The organism is Desulfovibrio subterraneus, assembly GCF_013340285.1.
GTDB classification, from domain to species: Bacteria; Desulfobacterota; Desulfovibrionia; order Desulfovibrionales; family Desulfovibrionaceae; genus Halodesulfovibrio; species Halodesulfovibrio subterraneus.
Genome location: NZ_BLVO01000016.1, coordinates 183,913 through 201,415 on the forward strand (window position 1 = coordinate 183,913; position 17,503 = coordinate 201,415).

Here is a 17,503-nt window from a genome sequence, read left to right on the forward strand (position 1 = left end):
CGGGTCGATTTTCGCCACCTCTCTTTCGTACAGGAGTTGCGTCATGTCATCCGATCTGAAAAAGAGCGCCCAGAAGGTGCAGCAGGCACTGGATGCCTTCGGGTTTGAGCTGCGCGTAAAGGAATTTTCCGAATCCACCCGCACCTCGCAGGAGGCCGCAGACGCCATCGGCTGCACTGTGGGGCAGATTGCCAAGTCGCTGATCTTCAAAGGCAAGGATTCACAGTCGCCCATTCTGGTCATTGCCAGCGGAGCGAACAGGGTGAATGAAAAGGCTGTGAAGGCGCATCTGGGCGAGAAGCTGGAAAAGGCCGATGCAGCGTTCGTGCTGGAACACACCGGCTACGCCATTGGCGGCATTCCGCCTGTGGGGCATGCCACGGCCATTACCACCATCGTGGATGAAGATTTATTGCAGTATGAGGAAATATGGGCTGCGGCAGGTACGCCCAATTCCGTATTCCGCCTTACCCCGCAGATATTGGTGGAGATGACCAAAGGGGCAGTGCTGGAAGTGAAGAAGTAGCTAAAATCAAAGGGCAGCCTCAGGTTAATGACGAAGCTTTGTTTTCAGTAAAACCAAATTTCCGTTAAGCCGGAGCTGAAGTTCAAAAACGGATTTTCATCGCTTATACGAGGTGCAGGAACGTTAGGTTCCTGCCCGGCGGGGCCAAATTATACCAGAAATGACTTTGTAAGCAGTCTGAAAGGGCAGCCGGTGACGGCTGCCTTTTGTTGTATCAATCCACAATGAACAGCTTTGCACCCTTCTCCGTATAGGATTGGTGCGCTTCAGCCTGATCTGCCACCTGATAGCTCATGCCGGATTTCAGGATGAAAACACGGCCGTCGTCCAGCGTGGTTTCAAGCTCGCCTTCCAGACAGAGCAGAATATGCCCCTTGCTGCACCAATGGTCAGCACGATACCCCGCAGAATACTCCACCATGCGAACGCGGATTTCGTTGCCCTGTTCGCCGAAGAGACGGGTGCGCCAATAAGCAACGCCGGTGTCTCCCTTGTGTTCAGTACGTTCAGCCGAGTCCCAATCCGTTACGCCGAAAGGAATGTTCTGCATCTTCATGGTGTCACCTTGATACGGTTGCAATCCGGTTGTTGTAAAAATTAGGAGGGCCTATCCGTTGGGGGTGTGCCTTGAACCTACAGCGCCATTACTTCAACTGTAATTTTCCACCCATCCCCATCCCTTTCCGCCATTACCAACGCATCTTCCTTGGCACCTGCGGCATGGTACTGCCCGTCAGGTGTCCAGATGGCAGGCACGCCCAATTCCGTATTCCGCCTTACCCCGCAGATATTGGTGGAGATGACCAAAAGGGCAGTGTTGGAAGTGAAGAGATAAGATTATTCTATCTTGTTGCTTTTTTCTAAATTGTGTCGCGCGCAGAGTAACTGAATATTATCAGCTTTTACTGAGGTTCCCCCCTTTGAAAAGGGGACAATGTGGTCGAAATGTAGTTCGCTTGTAGCCCCACACATCACACATTTTCCTCCATCTCTTCTCCAGACTTCGAGTTTTACAGAAGATGGAATAATACGATTGGGAGTGTCATGTTCTCGAAGGGCCGAGGCGGCTTTTGTGGCTTTGTAGTCTGATAGAGCTCTGAGTTTAAACTTATAAACAGAGCGGGTTCCATCGAACTCTTTCCATGCATCAACCAAAGAGAACAGTCCGTTGTCGGACCAAATACCAGGCTTTATTTTTTCATAAACTTGAATGCGGGCGGGCTCTGTCCTTCCTTCTTTATATGCTTCTGCAGCAGCGTAAAATTTTCCATTTTCAGTGTGGCTACCAGAAGGATTGGTTAGCATCTGATCTACACGTTTAGGGTCAGGTTCGTTTGCCCGTTTGGGTACATCATGCCCTTCATAAATAAGCTCGGTACCATCTTCGGAAATTTGATCGCGATACGGTGCATTTTTTCTGACTGACATGAGAATGACGGGGTGGTTGCTACAAACGTCAAAGTTCATGCCTTTTTGCAGGCTTAGGCCTTCATTCTGGCACATCTCAATATATGAAATGATTTCCCCTCTCATTGTGCACTCTCCAGAAAAATGTAGTGTAATATCGAATTGATGGGTGGATTTCCTAAGGCAGTGGCGCCATTACTTCAACTGTAATTTTCCACCCATCCCCATCCCTTTCCGCCACCACCAACGCATCTTCCTTGGCACCTGCGGCATGATACTGCCCGTCAGGTGTCCAGATGGCGGTGCGGCCACCGGAATTCCAGCCGCCGCTCGGCTTGTTGTGGTTGGACATGAGCACCAGCAGGCCGTGTTCCTTGGCGCGGTCAGCCAGGATGGCGGCATCGGCCGCATAGCCGTTTTCTGAAACAAGCACGCTGGCAGCGTATACGGTGGCCCCCATGCCCTTGTAGGTTGCAGCGTGGGCGGGGTTGGACAGATCCGCACAGATGGTCACACCCACCTGCTCACCGTGGCAGGGTTCCAGCACGTGCTCGGAGCCGGCAGAAAAATGTGCTTCTTCCGTGGAATGCAGATGGATCTTGGCATAGACCCCTATGCTGCCGTCGGGCCGGAAGATGAAGGAGGCGATGCGGGGCTTGCCTGCTGCGCCGTCCCTTTCCGGTGTCGCTTCATCCGCCCTCGGCGACGTATCCTCACTCGACGACGTATCCTCTCTCGACAACGTATCCTCCACGCGCAGCGGAGCACCCGCCACGATGAGCATGCCGTGCTTTTGTGCGGTATTCCTGAGCGGGGCGAGGCGTGTGTCGTCCGGCATCATGGCCAGCTCTGCGGCAAGCTCCGGCTCGTATCCCGTCAGGCCCAGTTCGGGAAAGAGCAGGTAGGTAACGCCCCGCCTGCCAGCCAGTTCCGCCATGGCGGCATGGGTGGCCACATTGGCCGGAATGTCACCTTTGACAGAGCCTGTTTGTGCGGCGGCAATACGGAACACGCTCATGGAGCCTCCTGAACGGGGTGGGGTGATGGATGTCGTAACCCGATGTTCTTTTGCAAGGAATCGGGGTTCAAGGAAATCTGGATACGTTTTCCCGAAGCCTTTGTCCATGCGGGACGGGGTTGGCATCACGAGCAGGGCAGGGGGCCGGAATGGCTGGCGCGGTTTCGTGGGTGACAGACCCGCGATTGATCTTTCAGGGGGCATCAGGTAATGCCTAGCCTTTCCGCAGCGTGTCGGAAACCCTTGCGCAACGCGGCGCGGCGGTGGGAAAACACGGCCAGAGCTGTTGTTTCACCAACGCATTCCGCTGCCATCCGGCAAATATGCCGCCGCACATGCCGGCACAGATGCCGGAGGGCTGCCGATGCCTACGCACACAATCAATCCTTCGCGGATGCCCCGCCCTGAAAGAGCGGAGGGTGCCGTTCGTGATGCCGGAGAGCATATGATCAAGCGCATTGAAACAGATACCCCCGTGGATCCGGCCGCCGAAGAAACGCAGGCCTTTTTGGACAGCCTGCCGGAAATAAAGCCCGGACAGAGCTTCCGCTTTGCGTGTCATCCCCGTGTGGCCTGCTTCAATGCCTGCTGCCGCGACCTGAACATGCCGCTGGCTCCCTATGATGTGCTGCGCCTGCGGCATGAACTGGGCATGAGCAGCGAAGATTTCATCGGCTTTCACACCAAGGTGGGCCAGTATCCCAACGGCTACCCCGTGCTGTATCTGAAGATGGACAACGGCCCCGAGCGTACCTGTCCGTTCCTTTCTCCCGCCGGTTGTTCCGTGTATCCCGGCCGCTCCGCTGCCTGCCGCACCTATCCGCTCGGCCGTGCCACCCGCGAAGACGACAACGGCGCGCTGCTGGAACAGTATTTTCTCGTGCAGGAGCCGCACTGTCTGGGCTTCAGCGAGAACAAGGACTGGACCACAGACACATGGCTGCAGGATCAGGAACTGATCGAATACAACCGCCTGAGCGACCGCTACATGCACCTCATGGCCAAGCAGCAGCGCACGGGCTACCCCCTTGCCCAGAAGCACGCCACCCTGTGTACGCTGGCGTTCTATCAACTGGACCGTTTTGACGGATTCCTGCAGAGTGTAGGGGTGATGGACCGCCTCGTCATGACGGAAGAAGAAAAGCAGCGCGTGCTGGATGACGAAACCGCCCGCCTTGAATTCGCTTTCGACTGGATAGAGCTGGTGCTCTACGGCACGAACGACCGCCTCACCATCAAGGAGTAATCCATGTCCGGCAACGGCATGACCCCTTCGCCCGAAATGAACAACGGCGTGCCCGCGCACCCTGCCGTGTTCCGCGCCGACAGCTGGAACGGGCTGCTGGACGCGCTGGCTCCGCATCGTGGCAGACGCATCGTGTTCACCAACGGCTGTTACGATATTCTGCATCCCGGCCATGTGGACCTGCTCGCACGCGCCCGTGCGCAGGGCGATATTCTCGTTCTGGGGCTGAACAGCGATGCCTCCGTTCGCAGTCTGGGCAAAGGCGACGACAGGCCGGTGAATCCTTTTCCGGTCCGGGCCTATGTGCTGGCCCATCTTGCCAGCGTGGATTTTGTGGCTGAGTTCGACGAGCCCACGCCCTTTGAACTGATCAAGGCCGTGCGCCCGCAGGTGCTGGTAAAGGGCGGCGACTGGTCCGTGGACAGAATTGTGGGACGTGATATTGTGGAATCGGATGGCGGCACCGTGCTGAGTCTGCCCCTGCTGGGCGGATTCTCCACCACCGCGCTGCTGGAAAAGATTCGCGGCCGCAAGTAATAACAGTATTTGAAGATGCCTCCGGCGGGGAGGGGAGGTGATCTCCCCTCCACCCCTCGACAGCGGGTTGAACCTGCTCGTCCGGGTGTCGTATCAACTTCTTTGTATTTTATTCCCTTCAAGGAAGGATAGCATGCAGTTTCCAGAACCGATGACGGAAGGTCCGCTTTCCGTTGAAACAGCCTTGGCAAACCGTCGTTCCGTGCGTGAATACGCGGAGGAACCGCTTACCCCCGATTCCCTCGGGCAGCTTCTCTGGGCCGTGTACGGCGTGAGTGAAGAAGGCCCGTGGAACCGCCGCACCGTGCCTTCGCACGCTGCCATTTACCCCATGGAAATCTATGTGGTGGCAGGCGATGTGGAAGGGCTTGAGCCGGGCGTGTATCACTACCAGCCCCTCAGCCATTCGCTGGAAGAGGTGCAGGAAGGCGATGCCCGCGCGGAAGTGGCGGAAATATGTCTGGAACAGGACTGGATGGAGTCTGCACCGGCGATGCTGGTCATCACGGCCAGCTTTGAACGTATTCAGCAGAAATTTGGCGATCGCGGCGTGGCCTATGCCTTTTTCGAGGCTGGACATATGTCACAGAACTGCTACCTGCAGTGCGAGGCGCTCGGCCTTGGCACCACCTGCGTGGGCGGTTTCAAGGAAGAAGAGCTCATGGATATGCTCGATCTGCCCCCTGATCACCACCCCATGATGGTCATGCCCGTGGGTTGGAAGGCGTAAGCGCCGCAAGTTTGTGTTCAGAACCGGAAGCGCGAAGGTGCTTCCGGTTTTTTATGAGATGGCAATAAAAACGCCCCCGTCTGCACTGGCAGGCGGGGGCGCTTGTATTTCATTCGGATGGTGTGGCTTATTCGCCGCACTTTTCCTTCAGGGCCTTGGCGATTTCAACGCCCATGTTGTAGCAGTCCTGATAGGTGTCATGCTTGGGCACGTGCTTCACCTTCACGCCTTCAACAGGCATTTCAAAGCCCATGTCGCCGATCCACTCAGTGAGCTGCTTAACGCACTCGCCGGACCAGCCGAACGAGCCGAACGCGCCGCCGATCTTGTTCTGGGGACGCAGGCCCTTCATGTAGGTGAGCATCTTTGCCACGTTGGGCAGCAGGCCGTTGTTGTGGGTGGGCGAGCCGAAGATCACTGCGCCGCAGCGGGAAAGTTCGGTCATCACGGCGCTGTGGTGGTCGGACTTCAGCCACATGATGCGGCAGGGCACGCCTTCGGATTCCAGACCGCTTGCAACGGCATAAGCCATCTTTTCGGTGGAATGCCACATGGTGTCATATACGATTACGGCACGCTTCTTCCAGCCCTGCTCGGCGAATTCGCGGTACTTGTTCAGGCACCACTGCACGTCGTCGCCGCGGAAAATGAGGCCGTGGTCGGGAGCGAGCATGTCGATGTCGAGCTTCATCTCTGCAATCAGGTCCAGCGTCTTGATGACGATGGGCGAGAAGGGCAGCACGATGTTGTGGTAGTATTCGGTCATGGCGTGCTCAAGCACGGCGCGGTCCACTTCGTCGGCATAGCGTTCGGTGGAGGCGATGTTCTGGCCGAAGGCATCGTTGCAGATGAGCAGCTTGTCCTGCGGAATGTAGGAGACCATGGAATCCGGCCAGTGCAGCATGCGGGTTTCCACAAAGTGGATGTCGCGGGAGCCGATGTTGATGGAATCACCGGTCTTCACCACTTCCACGGGCCAGCCTTCGATATCGAAGTGGGCTTCCATGGAACGCTTGCCCATGGGCGAGCAGTAAATCTTTTCGGGCTTGCACAGCTTGATGAGCTCGGGCAGGCAGCCTGCATGGTCAGGTTCAAGGTGGTTGCAGACGATGTAGTCAATCTTCTCGGGCTCGACCACCTGAGACAGGCGGCACAGCAGGGTGGAAAGGAAGCCTTCTTTCACGTTGTCGAAAAGAACGGTCTTTTCGTCCTTGACCACATAGGCGTTGTAGGTGGTTCCCTGGGGGGAAAGGGAGTAGCCGTGGAAGTCGCGGCTGACGTAGTCTACGGCTCCCACCCAGAAAATATTTTTTTTGATTTCTACGGGTTTCATGAACTATCCTCGTATCGCTGGAGTTTGATGCAGAGGGAATGTGTGGGTATCCCTGTCTGCTGCGCGGTAATAATTATTTCTTTGAACTGAGTGATCAGACATAAGAAAAAAAAGCATTATGGGCAAGCCGCGACTCTTCTGATTTCATTCCGTATTCGTACGGAGCTGGCATCCTGCCGGTGTCTGTGGCAGAATCGCAAGTGTTGGCGGGAAGATGCGGCGATGCAGCTCCTGCTGCTATTTATTGTACCGGAATGACAAGGTGGTTCAACCGATGAATATATGCCTGATTCTTGTGTTGGTGTTCCTGTTGCTGGCGTGGGGGCTTGAGGCGGTTGCCTCGCTGCTTACCCTGCGCAAGCTGAACTCTCCGGCTGCCGCGTTGCCTGCGGAATTCAAGGGGGTGGCCGATGAAGAAGCCTATGCACGGTCGCAGGCATATACCCGCGCCAATGTCCGCTTTGACATGATAACGGAAACAGCGGGTGCCGTGGTGCTTGTCGCAGCCATTCTTGCCGGCGCCTTCAACTGGCTGGATGTTGCAGCCATGCGTGTTACGGAGCATCCCATACTGCAGGGGCTGGTGTTCTTCGGCCTGCTCGGGCTGGTCAATTCCCTTGTTTCCATGCCTGCAGCGGTATACCGGACCTTTGTGCTTGAAGAGCGCTTCGGTTTCAACCGCACCACACCCGCCCTGTTCATCCGTGACAGGATAAAGGGTGCCGTGCTTGCCGTGTGCATTGGCGCGCCGCTGCTGGCCGGAGTTCTGTGGTTCTTCGGCGCGCTGGGCAGCTGGGCATGGCTCACTGCCTGGGTGTTTACCGTGGCTGTTATGCTGGTGGTGCAGTATGTGGCCCCCGTGCTCATTCTGCCGCTGTTCAACAAGTTCACTCCGCTGCCGGAGGGTTCGCTGCGCAGCGCCATTGAAGAATATGTGCGTTCGGCGGGCTTTGCCGTATCCGGCCTGTTTGTGATGGACGGTTCCAAGCGCTCCGGCAAGGGCAATGCCTTTTTCACGGGCTTTGGCAAAAAGAAGCGCATTGCTCTGTTCGACACGCTTGTGGATTCCATGACGGAAGAAGAGATCGTGGGCGTGGTGGCACACGAGGTGGGGCATTGCAAGCTGCGCCATGTGCACCGCATGATGGTGGCGGGCATACTCCGTACCGGCGTGACCTTTCTGCTGCTTTCCTTCGTGCTTGGCTACGGCCCCATGTTCGATGCCTTCGGCATGGACAGAATGAGCACGCATGCGGGCATTGTGTTCTTCGGTTTTCTGTATACGCCCGTCTCTCTGCTGATGGGGCTGTGGGCCAACGTACGTTCGCGGGCCTATGAATTTGAGGCGGACGCCTTTGCCGCGCAGACCACGAAAAAGGCGGAAGCTCTGGCCTCCGCCCTGAAGCGTCTTTCCGTATCCAATCTTTCCAATCTCACGCCGCATCCGTTTGCGGTGTTTCTGCACTATTCACACCCGCCGGTTGTGGAGCGCATCAGAAGGCTGAAAGAACTGGCAGCCAGTTGATTTTCGCCAGTTGATTTACGCCGGGTGATTTACGTCGGTCGATTTCAGACGAAATGCGGCACAGAGAGTGCCTTCCTGATGTTCTCGCTCAGGTCATCGGGGTCAATGGGCTTGGCAAGAAAGCGGCTTGCGCCGTTTTTGAGCAGTTCCGAGATGTCCTTCACGCCCACCACCCCGGACATGATGATTATGGGAAAACCGGAAAACTGCTCCATTTTACGCAGTCTGGCGATGAGCTCAATGCCGTCCATACCGGGCATGCGCACGTCCGTGATGAGCAGGTCAGCGCCTTCGGGGTTGTTGCTGAGCGCCTCGAAGACAGAAATGCCGTCTTCAAAAGACGTGACAGCATAGCCGAATGATTTCACCTGCTCAGATATAAGTGTGCGCGTGACAATATCGTCTTCAGCGATGAATATTCTCTTCATTATCTTCTCCCGCGTAAGAATAAGCGAATTCGAGCGATGTATTCCATATATAACACGTCTGCAGTGTGCAGCTAATTATAACTTGCTGATCGCCTGATATGTTTTGCTGTTTTTTCAGTGGGGCATTGCTGCGCGGGCGTGTGGCTGGCGGTTCGGGCAAACGCAGCAGGGTGCACGTTCGCTACAGGCGTTTCAGTCTGAAAGGCGGGGGAGACGTCGTCGTATTGGCTTCATTTACGATGTGGACGACGCTCTGCAGCCAGTGCAGGGCCGGAACAAGGTCAATGCCGATGGCCGCATCGGCACTCGTCGTGCGCATTTGCAGCAGGTGACATGCCCTGTTGAAGAGTCGTGCCGCGCCGGTGTTGTTGCCGCGCTCTGCGTGGTGCATTGCGGCTGCCATCTGTATCAGAGCCTTGTACACGTCCCTGTGCTGTTCGGTTTCCGCCATCCACAGGGCTTCAAATGCTTCATGGCAGGCAAACCACGCGCCTTGGTTCCACAGGCGTATTCCTTCATCCGTCAGCAAATGCCTTTCCGCCTCCGAAAGTGGGGCGGAAAGGTGTGCATGTTTTGCTGTGCGGCCTGCGGCAGTCATGGGTGCTCCCTGCGTGCGGGGACGACGGGCTGGTTAGAGCCCGAAAAAGCGCGCGGCGTTTTCCCCGCAGCGAGTCCAGAGTTCTTCCACGGGCAGGCCCAGTTCCTGCGCAACGGTCTGCGCCGTGAAGACGATGTAGGCCGGTTCGTTGCGCTTGCCGCGATACGGCTGGGGCGAGAGATAGGGGCAGTCCGTTTCCAGCAGCAGGCGGTCTTCAGGAATGACGGAAAGTGCCTCGCGCAGTTCTACGTTTTTGGGGTAGCTCACGGGGCCGGGGATGGAGATGTGCCAGCCGTTGGCGATAATGCGTTCGGCAAGGCCCATATCTGCGCCGAAGCAGTGCCACAGCAGGGGATAGCCCTTGAAGCCGCGTTCTTCCAGGATGCGGATGACATCGTCATTGGAATCGCGGGAATGGATGACCACGGGGCGTTCCAGCTCGCGGGCCATGGAAAGCTGCATGCAGAAGGTGTGCTGCTGCAGTTCGCGCGGATGATCGTCCCAATAATAGTCGAGGCCGATTTCGCCCACGGCCTTGAGGCGCGGGTCGTTCAGAAAGGCTTCCTTCATGGCGGCTACGGCATCGGGCGTGCATTTGTCCGCATCACAGGGGTGCAGGCCGAGCAGAAAGAATACGTCATCGCTGCCCGTAAACAGGTCGCGCTTGGCGTAATAGGCTTCCGGCCCGAGGAACACGTTGCCCATGTGACGCAGGCCTGATCTGCGGGCGCGGTCAAGCACCTGCTGCAGGTCTTCGGCGTAGGCGTCCAGATCAAGGTGCGCGTGGGATTCCACGCCGGTGTGTGGCAGGTTAAGGGATTCAGGTTCCGGAGCCGGAGTAGTGTTCTTTTTTTTGGACATGGTTGTATAGGTTGTGAGTCAGAGTAAGATGGTTGGTTATTTGCTTGGTAGAATCGTCACCGACTACATTGCGTTCTAATTAGTTCGGCCCGTTGCCGCTTCCGGACCTTTAGCCGTTAAGTGAGTCTTCGAACTCCATGTTTTGTAAACAAACTTGTGGTGCGTAATTACCTGATTTCCTCGAAGATTTCTTTCAGCAAAGTGTAGGATGCAGGGGAAACCTCAACTGATACTCTCTTGAGGCCGATTGAATGCGCTTCGCATTCACGGCAGGATCAAACCGTCATGTAGCGGTAAGCAGGGGCGAGGCAGGGGAGTCCAGAGGGGCCTTGCTGAGGGGCGGCACGCCCCGGCTGAGGCCTCTCTGGCCGCCGGAGGCAGCAACGGGTAAACCAAGCAAGCACGTAATATGGTCCGATGGACGGCCGCCCAAGATAGAACTCGTCATTATGCCAAGTTCTATCCTTCATCCCTAAAATATCGTCCCCCTCTCAATCTCCCGCCACAACGCCATCACCGCCTCCCGCTGCTTTTCCACAGTATACTCCGCAACCGTTGCGGCACTGTTCTTCCGCAGCGCTGCCAGCTCGGGGGAGCCGGTCTCAAGCCATGCGGCTGCAAGCTCCAGCGCGTTGGCTGCGGCGGGTACATCGGCATCGGCTACGACCAGCGAATTGCCCTGCCACGGCACCTCGCGTTGCGGCCACCACGGGGCATGGCCCCCAAGCTCTGCGGGCATGGCCTGCCGCATGTAATCCCAGCCGCCCATGCCGGAGAATCCGGTCACTATGCAGCCGGAGGCAAGTGCCTCAAGCGGGGGCAGGGGGCAGCCTTCGGGAAAGCCGGTCGCAAGAAATATATGGGCATTGCGAAGGGCTTCGGCAACCTGCTGCGGCGACATGCCGTGAATTTCCACCCAGCGGGCGGGCTGCTTGCCGAGCAGGGCTCTGCGGGCCTCGAATGTCTCGCGTATGCGCACCGCCAGCGCCTTGTTCTTGCGGGGCATCCACGCAATGGTCGGCACGGGCGTTATTCCTGCTTCGTTCCCCTCATTCGGGGTAAACAGGGTGGTATCAATGCCGGGGCGCAGCACAGGGCCGCTGCGGCCCGTAACCTGCTGCGTGAACCACGCCACCGGTTCGGAGACATTGAGAAAGGAGACATCAAGCTGCGGCCAGTGCACACCTTCCGGCAGGGCAGAGAGCAGATACGACCAGTTCTGCACATACACCACGTTGCGGGCCTTGGCCTGCAATCCGGGCATGAGCGCGTTGACCCAGCCTTCCGGCACCATCCACACATCGTCCTGTGTCAGGGCAAGGTCCTGCCACTGACAGACGGGTACCCCATCCGGCAAAGGTGTGGCTGCCTCGCGGGGGACAACCTGCACGTCAAAGCCGCCGGAAAAGAGATGCCGTGCCACCTGATGCAGAACAGCTACGCCGCCGGTCATGCTCTTGAGCGGGGGCAGAAATATATATGTGCGCATGGCGACTCCATTCTGTCGTTATCCGGTCCGGTTCCCGAAGGTTCGGATCTGTGCGGCACTATCCGTTAATGGGGAAAGACTGCACAGGCAGGGACCCCTGATGCCGTTTTTCTGTGTACCCTGTGCAAAGGCGTTTGACAAACTCTGCCTGCCGCACAGAAGGCTTACAGCTTGTGTAAAAAAGCACAGACTATTCCACAGCGCATTTACGAAAAAGAATTTTGCCCACTGCTGTTTTGCACAGTGTATCTCGCTGAATTTTAATTGTTTTATTTTATCACAAAAGCCACTTTTGCCATAGGGCGCCAGTGCATGGGAGGTTGGGGAGTTTTCCACAGTTTTTTCCCTGTGAAAAGGAGGCAAAAGGGCATTCAGGCATCGCTGCGGGAATTTTTTTTCCTGATGTTTCTTCTGGTGTTCCGGCCCTCCGCGGGTGTCAAGAAGGCAATGTTGTCAGACTGGGACTGTACAAAAAATACTCCATTGGCTAGAGTCCATTGCTAGTGGGATTTGGGAATTTAAATTTTTGCTAGATAATATCTAAGAAAAAATCGCCAGTAATTCAAAAGGGTTGATAGAGCGTGTAGCCGGCTGTAACAAGTCGGCCCTGTTATTGAAATGCGCCCGCAACCCATTCAGGCAACAAGGAAAACACTGTGTCGGCATCTGCATGGGATTCTATTTTCGGCTTTGAACGAGTGAGTCTTTGCGACTGGCCCGGCATGAACTCCAGTGTGATTTTCCTCGGCGGCTGCAACATGCGCTGCCCCACCTGCCACAACTACATGCTCGCCTGGCATTCCGAATCCATGCCCGTGTATCCCCGCAAGGATATCGAGGGGTACCTCAAGGCACGCCAACGCTGGATTGACGGCGTTGTCATTACCGGTGGCGAGGCTACCACCGTTGCCGGTCTCGACGGTCTTATCCGTGACCTGAGCGCCTTGAACATGCCCGTCAAACTCGACACCAACGGTATGCACCCCGAGGTGGTGGAGTCGCTGCTCGCACAGAATCTTGTGGACCTCTTCGCGGTGGACGTGAAGGGGCCCTATCGCAAATATCCCCAGCTTACCGGCGGCACCACGCAACCGGATGAGGCAAAACGCAATCTGGAGGCCATCTTTGCCATGGCAAAGGAGCATCCACAGGCGTTTTTGTTCCGTCTTACCCGCGTACCGATCCTTACGGACGAGGACGTGGAAGAGGCGAGAAGCTATGTGCCCGAAGGGTTTACTTTGAAGTTGCAGAGCTACGTACCACCGAGGAGATCCCATGCCGAAACAGATATTGAAACGGGACGGGTGTCTGGAAACCTGGTCCATAGACCGGATTTCGCAAGCCATTCTGAAAGCCCTGAAGGCCAGCGGCATTAAGGATCCGCTCCTTGCCCGCCGCATGGCCCGCAAGGTGGAGCAGAAGCTTGCAGACACGGAAATAGCACCGCAGGAACAGGTGCAGGACATGGTAGAACAGGTGCTCATGGAGTCCCGCCTCTACCATGTGGCCAAGCGGTATATCATATACCGTGAACAGCGCCGCCAGCTGCGCGAGCAGACCGCCGCCTATCTCGATATCAGGGAAACCATCGACAACTACCTGGACAAGGCCGACTGGCGCGTTCACGAGAACGCGAACATGACGCATTCCTTCCAGGGGTTGATGCTGCACCTTTCCGGCACCCTGCAGGCCAAGTACGCCCTTGAAAAGTACCCTGTGGAAATCCGCCAGGCGCACGAGCACGGCTATTTCCACATCCACGACCTTTCCTTCGGTCTGGCCGGGTATTGTGCCGGCTGGAGCCTGCGCGACCTGCTGCTTGAAGGCTTCAATCTTGACGGACGCGCAAGCGCCGGGCCTGCCAAGCACATGGATACCGCGCTGGGGCAGATGATAAACTTCCTTGGTACGCTGCAGAACGAATGGGCCGGTGCTCAGGCGTTCAATAACGTGGATACCTACCTTGCCCCCTTTGTGCGCAACGACGGCCTCAACTACAAGCAGGTGCGTCAGGCCATTCAGAAGTTCATCTTCAACCTGAACACCACGTCGCGCTGGGGCGGGCAGAGTCCCTTCACCAACCTGACGCTGGACCTTGTTGCGCCCAAGCATATCGCCACCGAACCCGTCATCATAGGCGGCAAGTATCTGGATTCTACCTACGGCGAATACGGCGAAGAAATGGCCATGATCAACAAGGCCTTCCTCGAAGTGATGCTGGCGGGTGACCATGACGGCCGCATATTCTCCTTCCCCATTCCTACGTACAACGTGACCAAGGATTTTCCGTGGGATTCGGAGATTGGCGACCTGCTCATGCAGCTCACCGCAAAGTACGGGGTTCCCTACTTCCAGAACTTCATCAACTCCGACCTTAATCCGGAAGATGTGCGTTCCATGTGCTGCCGACTGCAGATGGACCTGCGCGAGCTGCGCAAGAAGACCGGCGGCCTGTTCGGCGCGGGTGACCTGACCGGCTCCATAGGCGTGGTCACGCTCAACCTGCCCAAGCTGGCCTATCTTTCCGAAGGGGAAGAGGACTTCCTTGATTTGATCACCGAATACGCTGAACTTGCCAAGGAATCCTTGGAGTTCAAGCGCAAGATGATTCAGGAAAACCTTGATCGCGGCATGTTCCCGTGGTCTGCCCGCTACCTGAAGAACGGCTTCCGCGCCCACTTCTCCACCATAGGTCTTGTGGGCGGGCACGAAGCCTGTCTCAACCTGCTGGGCAAGGGCATAGACACCGAGTCCGGCATCCGCCTCATGCAGCGCATGCTGAACCATCTGCGCGACCTCACTTCCCGCTATCAGGAAGAAACCGGCAACCTCTACAACCTCGAAGCCACGCCTGCGGAAGGCACCAGCTACCGCCTTGCCCGCATCGACAAGAAACTCTACGAGGACATCAAGGCTTCCGGTAACGGCACGCCCTATTACACCAACTCCACCGCGCTGCCCGTGGGTAACACCAACGACGTGTTCTCCGCGCTGGAACATCAGGACAAGCTGCAGCCACTTTATACCGGCGGCACCGTGTTCCACACCTATCTCGGCGAAGCCGTGGCAGACCACAAGGCGCTGAAAAAGTTCATCGTAAAGGCCTTCTCCAAGACCAAGATGCCCTACATCTCCATCACGCCCACCTTCTCCATCTGCAAGGACCACGGGTACCTGCAGGGCGAGCAGGAAAAATGCCCCACCTGCGGCAACGAAGCGGAAGTATACACCCGAATCGTGGGCTACTACCGCCCCGTTTCTCAGTGGAACAAGGGCAAGCAGATGGAATATGACGATCGCGTCTGCTACAACGGCATGTAGGCTGAGTTGTGGAGAGGGAAGAAAGAGAAGAGTAAGAATGCTCCGCAGGCCAAAGGGGGTAACCCCCTTTGGAAACCCTGAAAGGGTGTGGTATAATGCTGCGGGGATATATCGAAAGTATAAGGCCGGAAGCGTGAGCTTCCGGCCTTAGTTATGTCGTATCAAGTGTCACAGTAAGCCGAGGCTGTTGTTTTAAAACGAGAGTTACTCGCTTACACGGGTGCAGGGGGATTATCCCCCTGCCGGGTGGAGGGCAGAGCCCTCCCCGCCGGAGGCTCCCTCGACGTCAAAAAGGCCGGAAGCGCATGCTTCCGGCCTTTTTGTATTCATGGCAAGCAGCGCCGCTGCTAGCTGTTTTCCTGCTGTATCTGCTCGATGATGCCCTTGAGGTGCTGTGCCTGCGAGGCAAGCTCCACAACGGCCTGAGCGGACTGGTTCATGGCGCTGTTGGTTTCGCCGGAGATGGTGTTCACCTCTTCCACTGCGCGGTTGATCTGCTCGGATGCGGCAGACTGTTCTTCGCAGGCGGTGGCAATGCCGTTCACCTGATCGGAGACATTGTCCACAAGCGAGACAATGGTGGAAAGGGCGGCTCCGGCGTTCTGGGCCTTGTCCGCCACGTTGCCGAACTGCACCACGGTGTCGGAAAGCTGGGCCATGTTGTGGCGGGTTCCCTGCTGGATGCCGGAAATGGTCTGTCCCACTTCCTTGGTGGCGTGCATGGTCTTTTCCGCCAGCTTGCGCACTTCGTCCGCAACCACGGCGAATCCGCGACCGGCATCGCCTGCGCGGGCCGCTTCAATGGCGGCGTTCAGGGCGAGCAGGTTGGTCTGGTCGGCAATGTCGGAGATCACGTCCATGATGGCGCCGATTTTCTCCGCACTGGTGCCGAGCACATTCATGCCTGCTTCCAGTTCCTGCGACTGGGCGCGCACCTCGGCAATGGCCTTAAGCACGGAATCCATGGCCTGCGTGCCGCTCAGGGCGTTCTCTCGCGCTTCCTTGGCTGTGCTGGCCGCCTGACCTGCGCTGCGGGCCACCTCCAGCACGGATGCGTTCATTTGCTCCATGGCTGCGGCGGTTTCGCCTGTGCGCTGGCTCTGTATTCTGCTGCCGTTTGACGACTGCTCTATCTGGGCAGAAAGCTGTTCGGATGCGGACGAAAGCGAAACCGCTATGCCCTCAAGGTTGCCTGCTGCCTGCAGCATGCCTTCGCGCTTGGCCATATCGGCCTGACGCTGTGCTTCTTCGGCCTTCTGCATGGCAAGGTGTGCCTTCTGGGTTTCCTCTTCCGCATGGCGCGATTCTTCCTGCGCCTCCTGTATCTTGGACTTGAGCGCTACCACCATTGTGCGCAGGGCTTCCGCAAGGGTGCCAATTTCGTCGTTGGTGCGTACATCAAGGGTTTTGCTCAGGTCGCCTTCCGCAACGGCCGAGGCGAACGAGGTGGTGGCGGTAAGCGGCCTGGATATGCTGCGCGCCATGATCCAGCCCAGAAGCAGCACAAGGGGCACAAGGATGCCGATGACGATGAGCGACGAGCTGGTCACGGACTGCTCCGTGGCGATGATTACGTTCATGGGCGCGGCAATGGCCCACATGCCGATGGTGTCGCCCTTGGTGTTGAGAATGGGCCAGTAGGCACCCTGATACTGTGTTCCGAGAACATTGAGCTGATCAAGATACAGCTCGCCGTTGTCGAATACGGTGTGCAGCACCTTGGGGTTATCCATGGGGGTGCCGATGGCCCGTCTGCCGTTCTGGCTGATGGTGGTCATGAAGCGGGTGTTGCCCTTGAAGACGGTGACTTCAAGGTCGGTAAACTTCTTGATGTTGTCCACAAAGTGCTCAGAGGCAAGCGATTCGCCTATGGATATGGTTCCTATGACCCTGCCTTGATGCATAACGGGAGCTGTTCCCCGCATGGTGAAGGGGATGACGTTGCCCTCTATGATGCCGACGGAGCTTTCGCCCTTAAGGGCGCTGCGCACGGTATCCTGCCCCGCGGCGGAGTCTCCGGATTTGTCCGAATGCCCGCGGGCGAGGACAATGCCGTTTGCATCGGTGAGGGTGGCAAAATCAGCGCCGACATCCTTCATGAAGTCACGCAGAAGTGCCAGCGTTGTATCGTGAGAGCCATTTTCGATTGCGTTAATGAGAACTTCTTCCTTTGCAATCAACTGTGCTTCTTGCAGCGTTGTATCAAGAGATTCGTTGATGGTGTGGTCAACCACCTTTTTCATTATACCAATGTTCTTGACCGCCTCTTCTTCAAACCCTCTATGCATATATGTCTGGATTGTGAAGAAAATAGAGGCTGTTACGACAATGGTGCTGCCCAGAACCAGTGCCAACAGTTTTTGACCGATTGTAAGTTTCATCTGCCTGTTTCTCTTTTAGTTACAAGTGTGCGTGCTCACTCAATAGATGTGTAATTCTCTAGCTATTTTCTATTATAACGGCAACGTTATTATAAATGAAAGT

General features: G+C 56.8%; 17 protein-coding genes. 7 read left to right on the plus strand and 10 right to left on the minus strand.

Annotation, left to right across the window (positions count from 1 at the left end):
• The first annotated feature begins 43 nt into the window (after positions 1-43).
• Entirely contained in the window at positions 44-526 is a 483-nt protein-coding gene (locus HUV30_RS15230; protein ID WP_174406361.1) for a YbaK/EbsC family protein, read from the plus strand.
• Positions 527-740: 214 nt separating this feature from the next.
• Here the strand turns inward: HUV30_RS15230 and HUV30_RS15235 are convergent, their stop codons facing one another.
• From HUV30_RS15235 to HUV30_RS15245, 4 genes are all read right to left on the minus strand, one after another.
• Positions 741-1,082: a DHCW motif cupin fold protein gene (locus HUV30_RS15235; protein WP_174406362.1), complete on the minus strand. Its 342-nt coding sequence runs from the start codon at positions 1,080-1,082 to the stop codon at positions 741-743.
• 77 nt (positions 1,083-1,159) lie between these two features.
• Positions 1,160-1,282 (minus strand): hypothetical protein, encoded by a 123-nt coding sequence (locus HUV30_RS18480; protein WP_276512320.1) that lies wholly within the window; start codon positions 1,280-1,282, stop codon positions 1,160-1,162.
• Positions 1,283-1,363: 81 nt separating this feature from the next.
• Positions 1,364-2,059 carry an HNH endonuclease gene (locus tag HUV30_RS15240; protein ID WP_174406363.1) on the minus strand — a complete coding sequence of 232 codons (696 nt, stop codon included), beginning with the start codon at positions 2,057-2,059 and terminating at the stop codon, positions 1,364-1,366.
• Between the two features lie 52 nt (positions 2,060-2,111).
• Positions 2,112-2,951, minus strand: coding sequence for a carbon-nitrogen hydrolase family protein (locus tag HUV30_RS15245; protein ID WP_174406364.1), 840 nt, complete (start codon positions 2,949-2,951; stop codon positions 2,112-2,114).
• 445 nt (positions 2,952-3,396) lie between these two features.
• On the opposite strand from HUV30_RS15245, the gene HUV30_RS15250 reads away from it, so the two are divergent.
• The 3 genes from HUV30_RS15250 (at position 3,397) to HUV30_RS15260 (ending at position 5,464) form a co-directional block, all read left to right on the plus strand.
• A complete protein-coding gene (locus tag HUV30_RS15250) occupies positions 3,397-4,197 on the plus strand; it encodes a YkgJ family cysteine cluster protein (RefSeq protein ID WP_174406365.1) in 801 nt (266 codons plus the stop codon).
• Positions 4,198-4,233: 36 nt separating this feature from the next.
• Positions 4,234-4,734 carry an adenylyltransferase/cytidyltransferase family protein gene (locus tag HUV30_RS15255; protein WP_174406936.1) on the plus strand — a complete coding sequence of 167 codons (501 nt, stop codon included), beginning with the start codon at positions 4,234-4,236 and terminating at the stop codon, positions 4,732-4,734.
• A gap of 133 nt (positions 4,735-4,867) precedes the next feature.
• On the plus strand, positions 4,868-5,464 hold the full coding sequence (locus HUV30_RS15260) for a SagB/ThcOx family dehydrogenase (protein ID WP_174406366.1): 597 nt from the start codon (positions 4,868-4,870) through the stop codon (positions 5,462-5,464).
• Between the two features lie 127 nt (positions 5,465-5,591).
• Here the strand turns inward: HUV30_RS15260 and HUV30_RS15265 are convergent, their stop codons facing one another.
• Complete coding sequence (locus tag HUV30_RS15265) at positions 5,592-6,797, minus strand: FprA family A-type flavoprotein (RefSeq protein WP_174406367.1); 1,206 nt, start codon at positions 6,795-6,797, stop codon at positions 5,592-5,594.
• 274 nt (positions 6,798-7,071) lie between these two features.
• On the opposite strand from HUV30_RS15265, the gene HUV30_RS15270 reads away from it, so the two are divergent.
• Positions 7,072-8,322, plus strand: coding sequence for a M48 family metallopeptidase (locus HUV30_RS15270; protein WP_174406368.1), 1,251 nt, complete (start codon positions 7,072-7,074; stop codon positions 8,320-8,322).
• A 44-nt stretch (positions 8,323-8,366) separates the two neighbouring features.
• Here the strand turns inward: HUV30_RS15270 and HUV30_RS15275 are convergent, their stop codons facing one another.
• The 4 genes from HUV30_RS15275 to HUV30_RS15290 all read right to left on the minus strand — a co-directional run bounded on the left by HUV30_RS15275 (position 8,367) and on the right by HUV30_RS15290 (position 11,698).
• On the minus strand, positions 8,367-8,750 hold the full coding sequence (locus tag HUV30_RS15275) for a response regulator (RefSeq protein ID WP_174406369.1): 384 nt from the start codon (positions 8,748-8,750) through the stop codon (positions 8,367-8,369).
• 181 nt (positions 8,751-8,931) lie between these two features.
• Positions 8,932-9,348 carry a DUF309 domain-containing protein gene (locus tag HUV30_RS15280; RefSeq protein ID WP_174406370.1) on the minus strand — a complete coding sequence of 139 codons (417 nt, stop codon included), beginning with the start codon at positions 9,346-9,348 and terminating at the stop codon, positions 8,932-8,934.
• 33 nt (positions 9,349-9,381) lie between these two features.
• Positions 9,382-10,209 carry a TatD family hydrolase gene (locus tag HUV30_RS15285; protein WP_174406371.1) on the minus strand — a complete coding sequence of 276 codons (828 nt, stop codon included), beginning with the start codon at positions 10,207-10,209 and terminating at the stop codon, positions 9,382-9,384.
• 472 nt (positions 10,210-10,681) lie between these two features.
• Positions 10,682-11,698 (minus strand): glycosyltransferase family protein, encoded by a 1,017-nt coding sequence (locus HUV30_RS15290; protein ID WP_174406372.1) that lies wholly within the window; start codon positions 11,696-11,698, stop codon positions 10,682-10,684.
• Between the two features lie 656 nt (positions 11,699-12,354).
• On the opposite strand from HUV30_RS15290, the gene HUV30_RS15295 reads away from it, so the two are divergent.
• Positions 12,355-13,074, plus strand: coding sequence for an anaerobic ribonucleoside-triphosphate reductase activating protein (locus tag HUV30_RS15295; protein ID WP_243452212.1), 720 nt, complete (start codon positions 12,355-12,357; stop codon positions 13,072-13,074).
• Positions 12,974-15,019 carry a ribonucleoside triphosphate reductase gene (locus HUV30_RS15300; RefSeq protein WP_174406373.1) on the plus strand — a complete coding sequence of 682 codons (2,046 nt, stop codon included), beginning with the start codon at positions 12,974-12,976 and terminating at the stop codon, positions 15,017-15,019. The genes HUV30_RS15295 and HUV30_RS15300 overlap by 101 nt, the downstream gene beginning before the upstream one ends.
• Before the next feature lie 347 nt (positions 15,020-15,366).
• Here HUV30_RS15300 and HUV30_RS15305 read toward each other — a convergent pair whose 3' ends face one another.
• Positions 15,367-17,400: a methyl-accepting chemotaxis protein gene (locus HUV30_RS15305; RefSeq protein WP_174406374.1), complete on the minus strand. Its 2,034-nt coding sequence runs from the start codon at positions 17,398-17,400 to the stop codon at positions 15,367-15,369.
• Between the last annotated feature and the right edge of the window lie 103 nt (positions 17,401-17,503).

Excerpts from the sequence above, each read along its gene's own strand:
- HUV30_RS15230 (WP_174406361.1), top strand. The coding sequence starts at position 44 with ATGTCATCCGATCTGAAAAAGAGCGCCCAGAAGGTGCAGCAGGCACTG.
- HUV30_RS15235 (WP_174406362.1), bottom strand. The coding sequence starts at position 1,082 with ATGAAGATGCAGAACATTCCTTTCGGCGTAACGGATTGGGACTCGGCT.
- HUV30_RS15240 (WP_174406363.1), bottom strand. The coding sequence starts at position 2,059 with ATGAGAGGGGAAATCATTTCATATATTGAGATGTGCCAGAATGAAGGC.
- HUV30_RS15245 (WP_174406364.1), bottom strand. The coding sequence starts at position 2,951 with ATGAGCGTGTTCCGTATTGCCGCCGCACAAACAGGCTCTGTCAAAGGT.
- HUV30_RS15250 (WP_174406365.1), top strand. The coding sequence starts at position 3,397 with ATGATCAAGCGCATTGAAACAGATACCCCCGTGGATCCGGCCGCCGAA.
- HUV30_RS15255 (WP_174406936.1), top strand. The coding sequence starts at position 4,234 with ATGAACAACGGCGTGCCCGCGCACCCTGCCGTGTTCCGCGCCGACAGC.
- HUV30_RS15260 (WP_174406366.1), top strand. The coding sequence starts at position 4,868 with ATGCAGTTTCCAGAACCGATGACGGAAGGTCCGCTTTCCGTTGAAACA.
- HUV30_RS15265 (WP_174406367.1), bottom strand. The coding sequence starts at position 6,797 with ATGAAACCCGTAGAAATCAAAAAAAATATTTTCTGGGTGGGAGCCGTA.
- HUV30_RS15270 (WP_174406368.1), top strand. The coding sequence starts at position 7,072 with ATGAATATATGCCTGATTCTTGTGTTGGTGTTCCTGTTGCTGGCGTGG.
- HUV30_RS15275 (WP_174406369.1), bottom strand. The coding sequence starts at position 8,750 with ATGAAGAGAATATTCATCGCTGAAGACGATATTGTCACGCGCACACTT.
- HUV30_RS15280 (WP_174406370.1), bottom strand. The coding sequence starts at position 9,348 with ATGACTGCCGCAGGCCGCACAGCAAAACATGCACACCTTTCCGCCCCA.
- HUV30_RS15285 (WP_174406371.1), bottom strand. The coding sequence starts at position 10,209 with ATGTCCAAAAAAAAGAACACTACTCCGGCTCCGGAACCTGAATCCCTT.
- HUV30_RS15290 (WP_174406372.1), bottom strand. The coding sequence starts at position 11,698 with ATGCGCACATATATATTTCTGCCCCCGCTCAAGAGCATGACCGGCGGC.
- HUV30_RS15300 (WP_174406373.1), top strand. The coding sequence starts at position 12,974 with ATGCCGAAACAGATATTGAAACGGGACGGGTGTCTGGAAACCTGGTCC.
- HUV30_RS15305 (WP_174406374.1), bottom strand. The coding sequence starts at position 17,400 with ATGAAACTTACAATCGGTCAAAAACTGTTGGCACTGGTTCTGGGCAGC.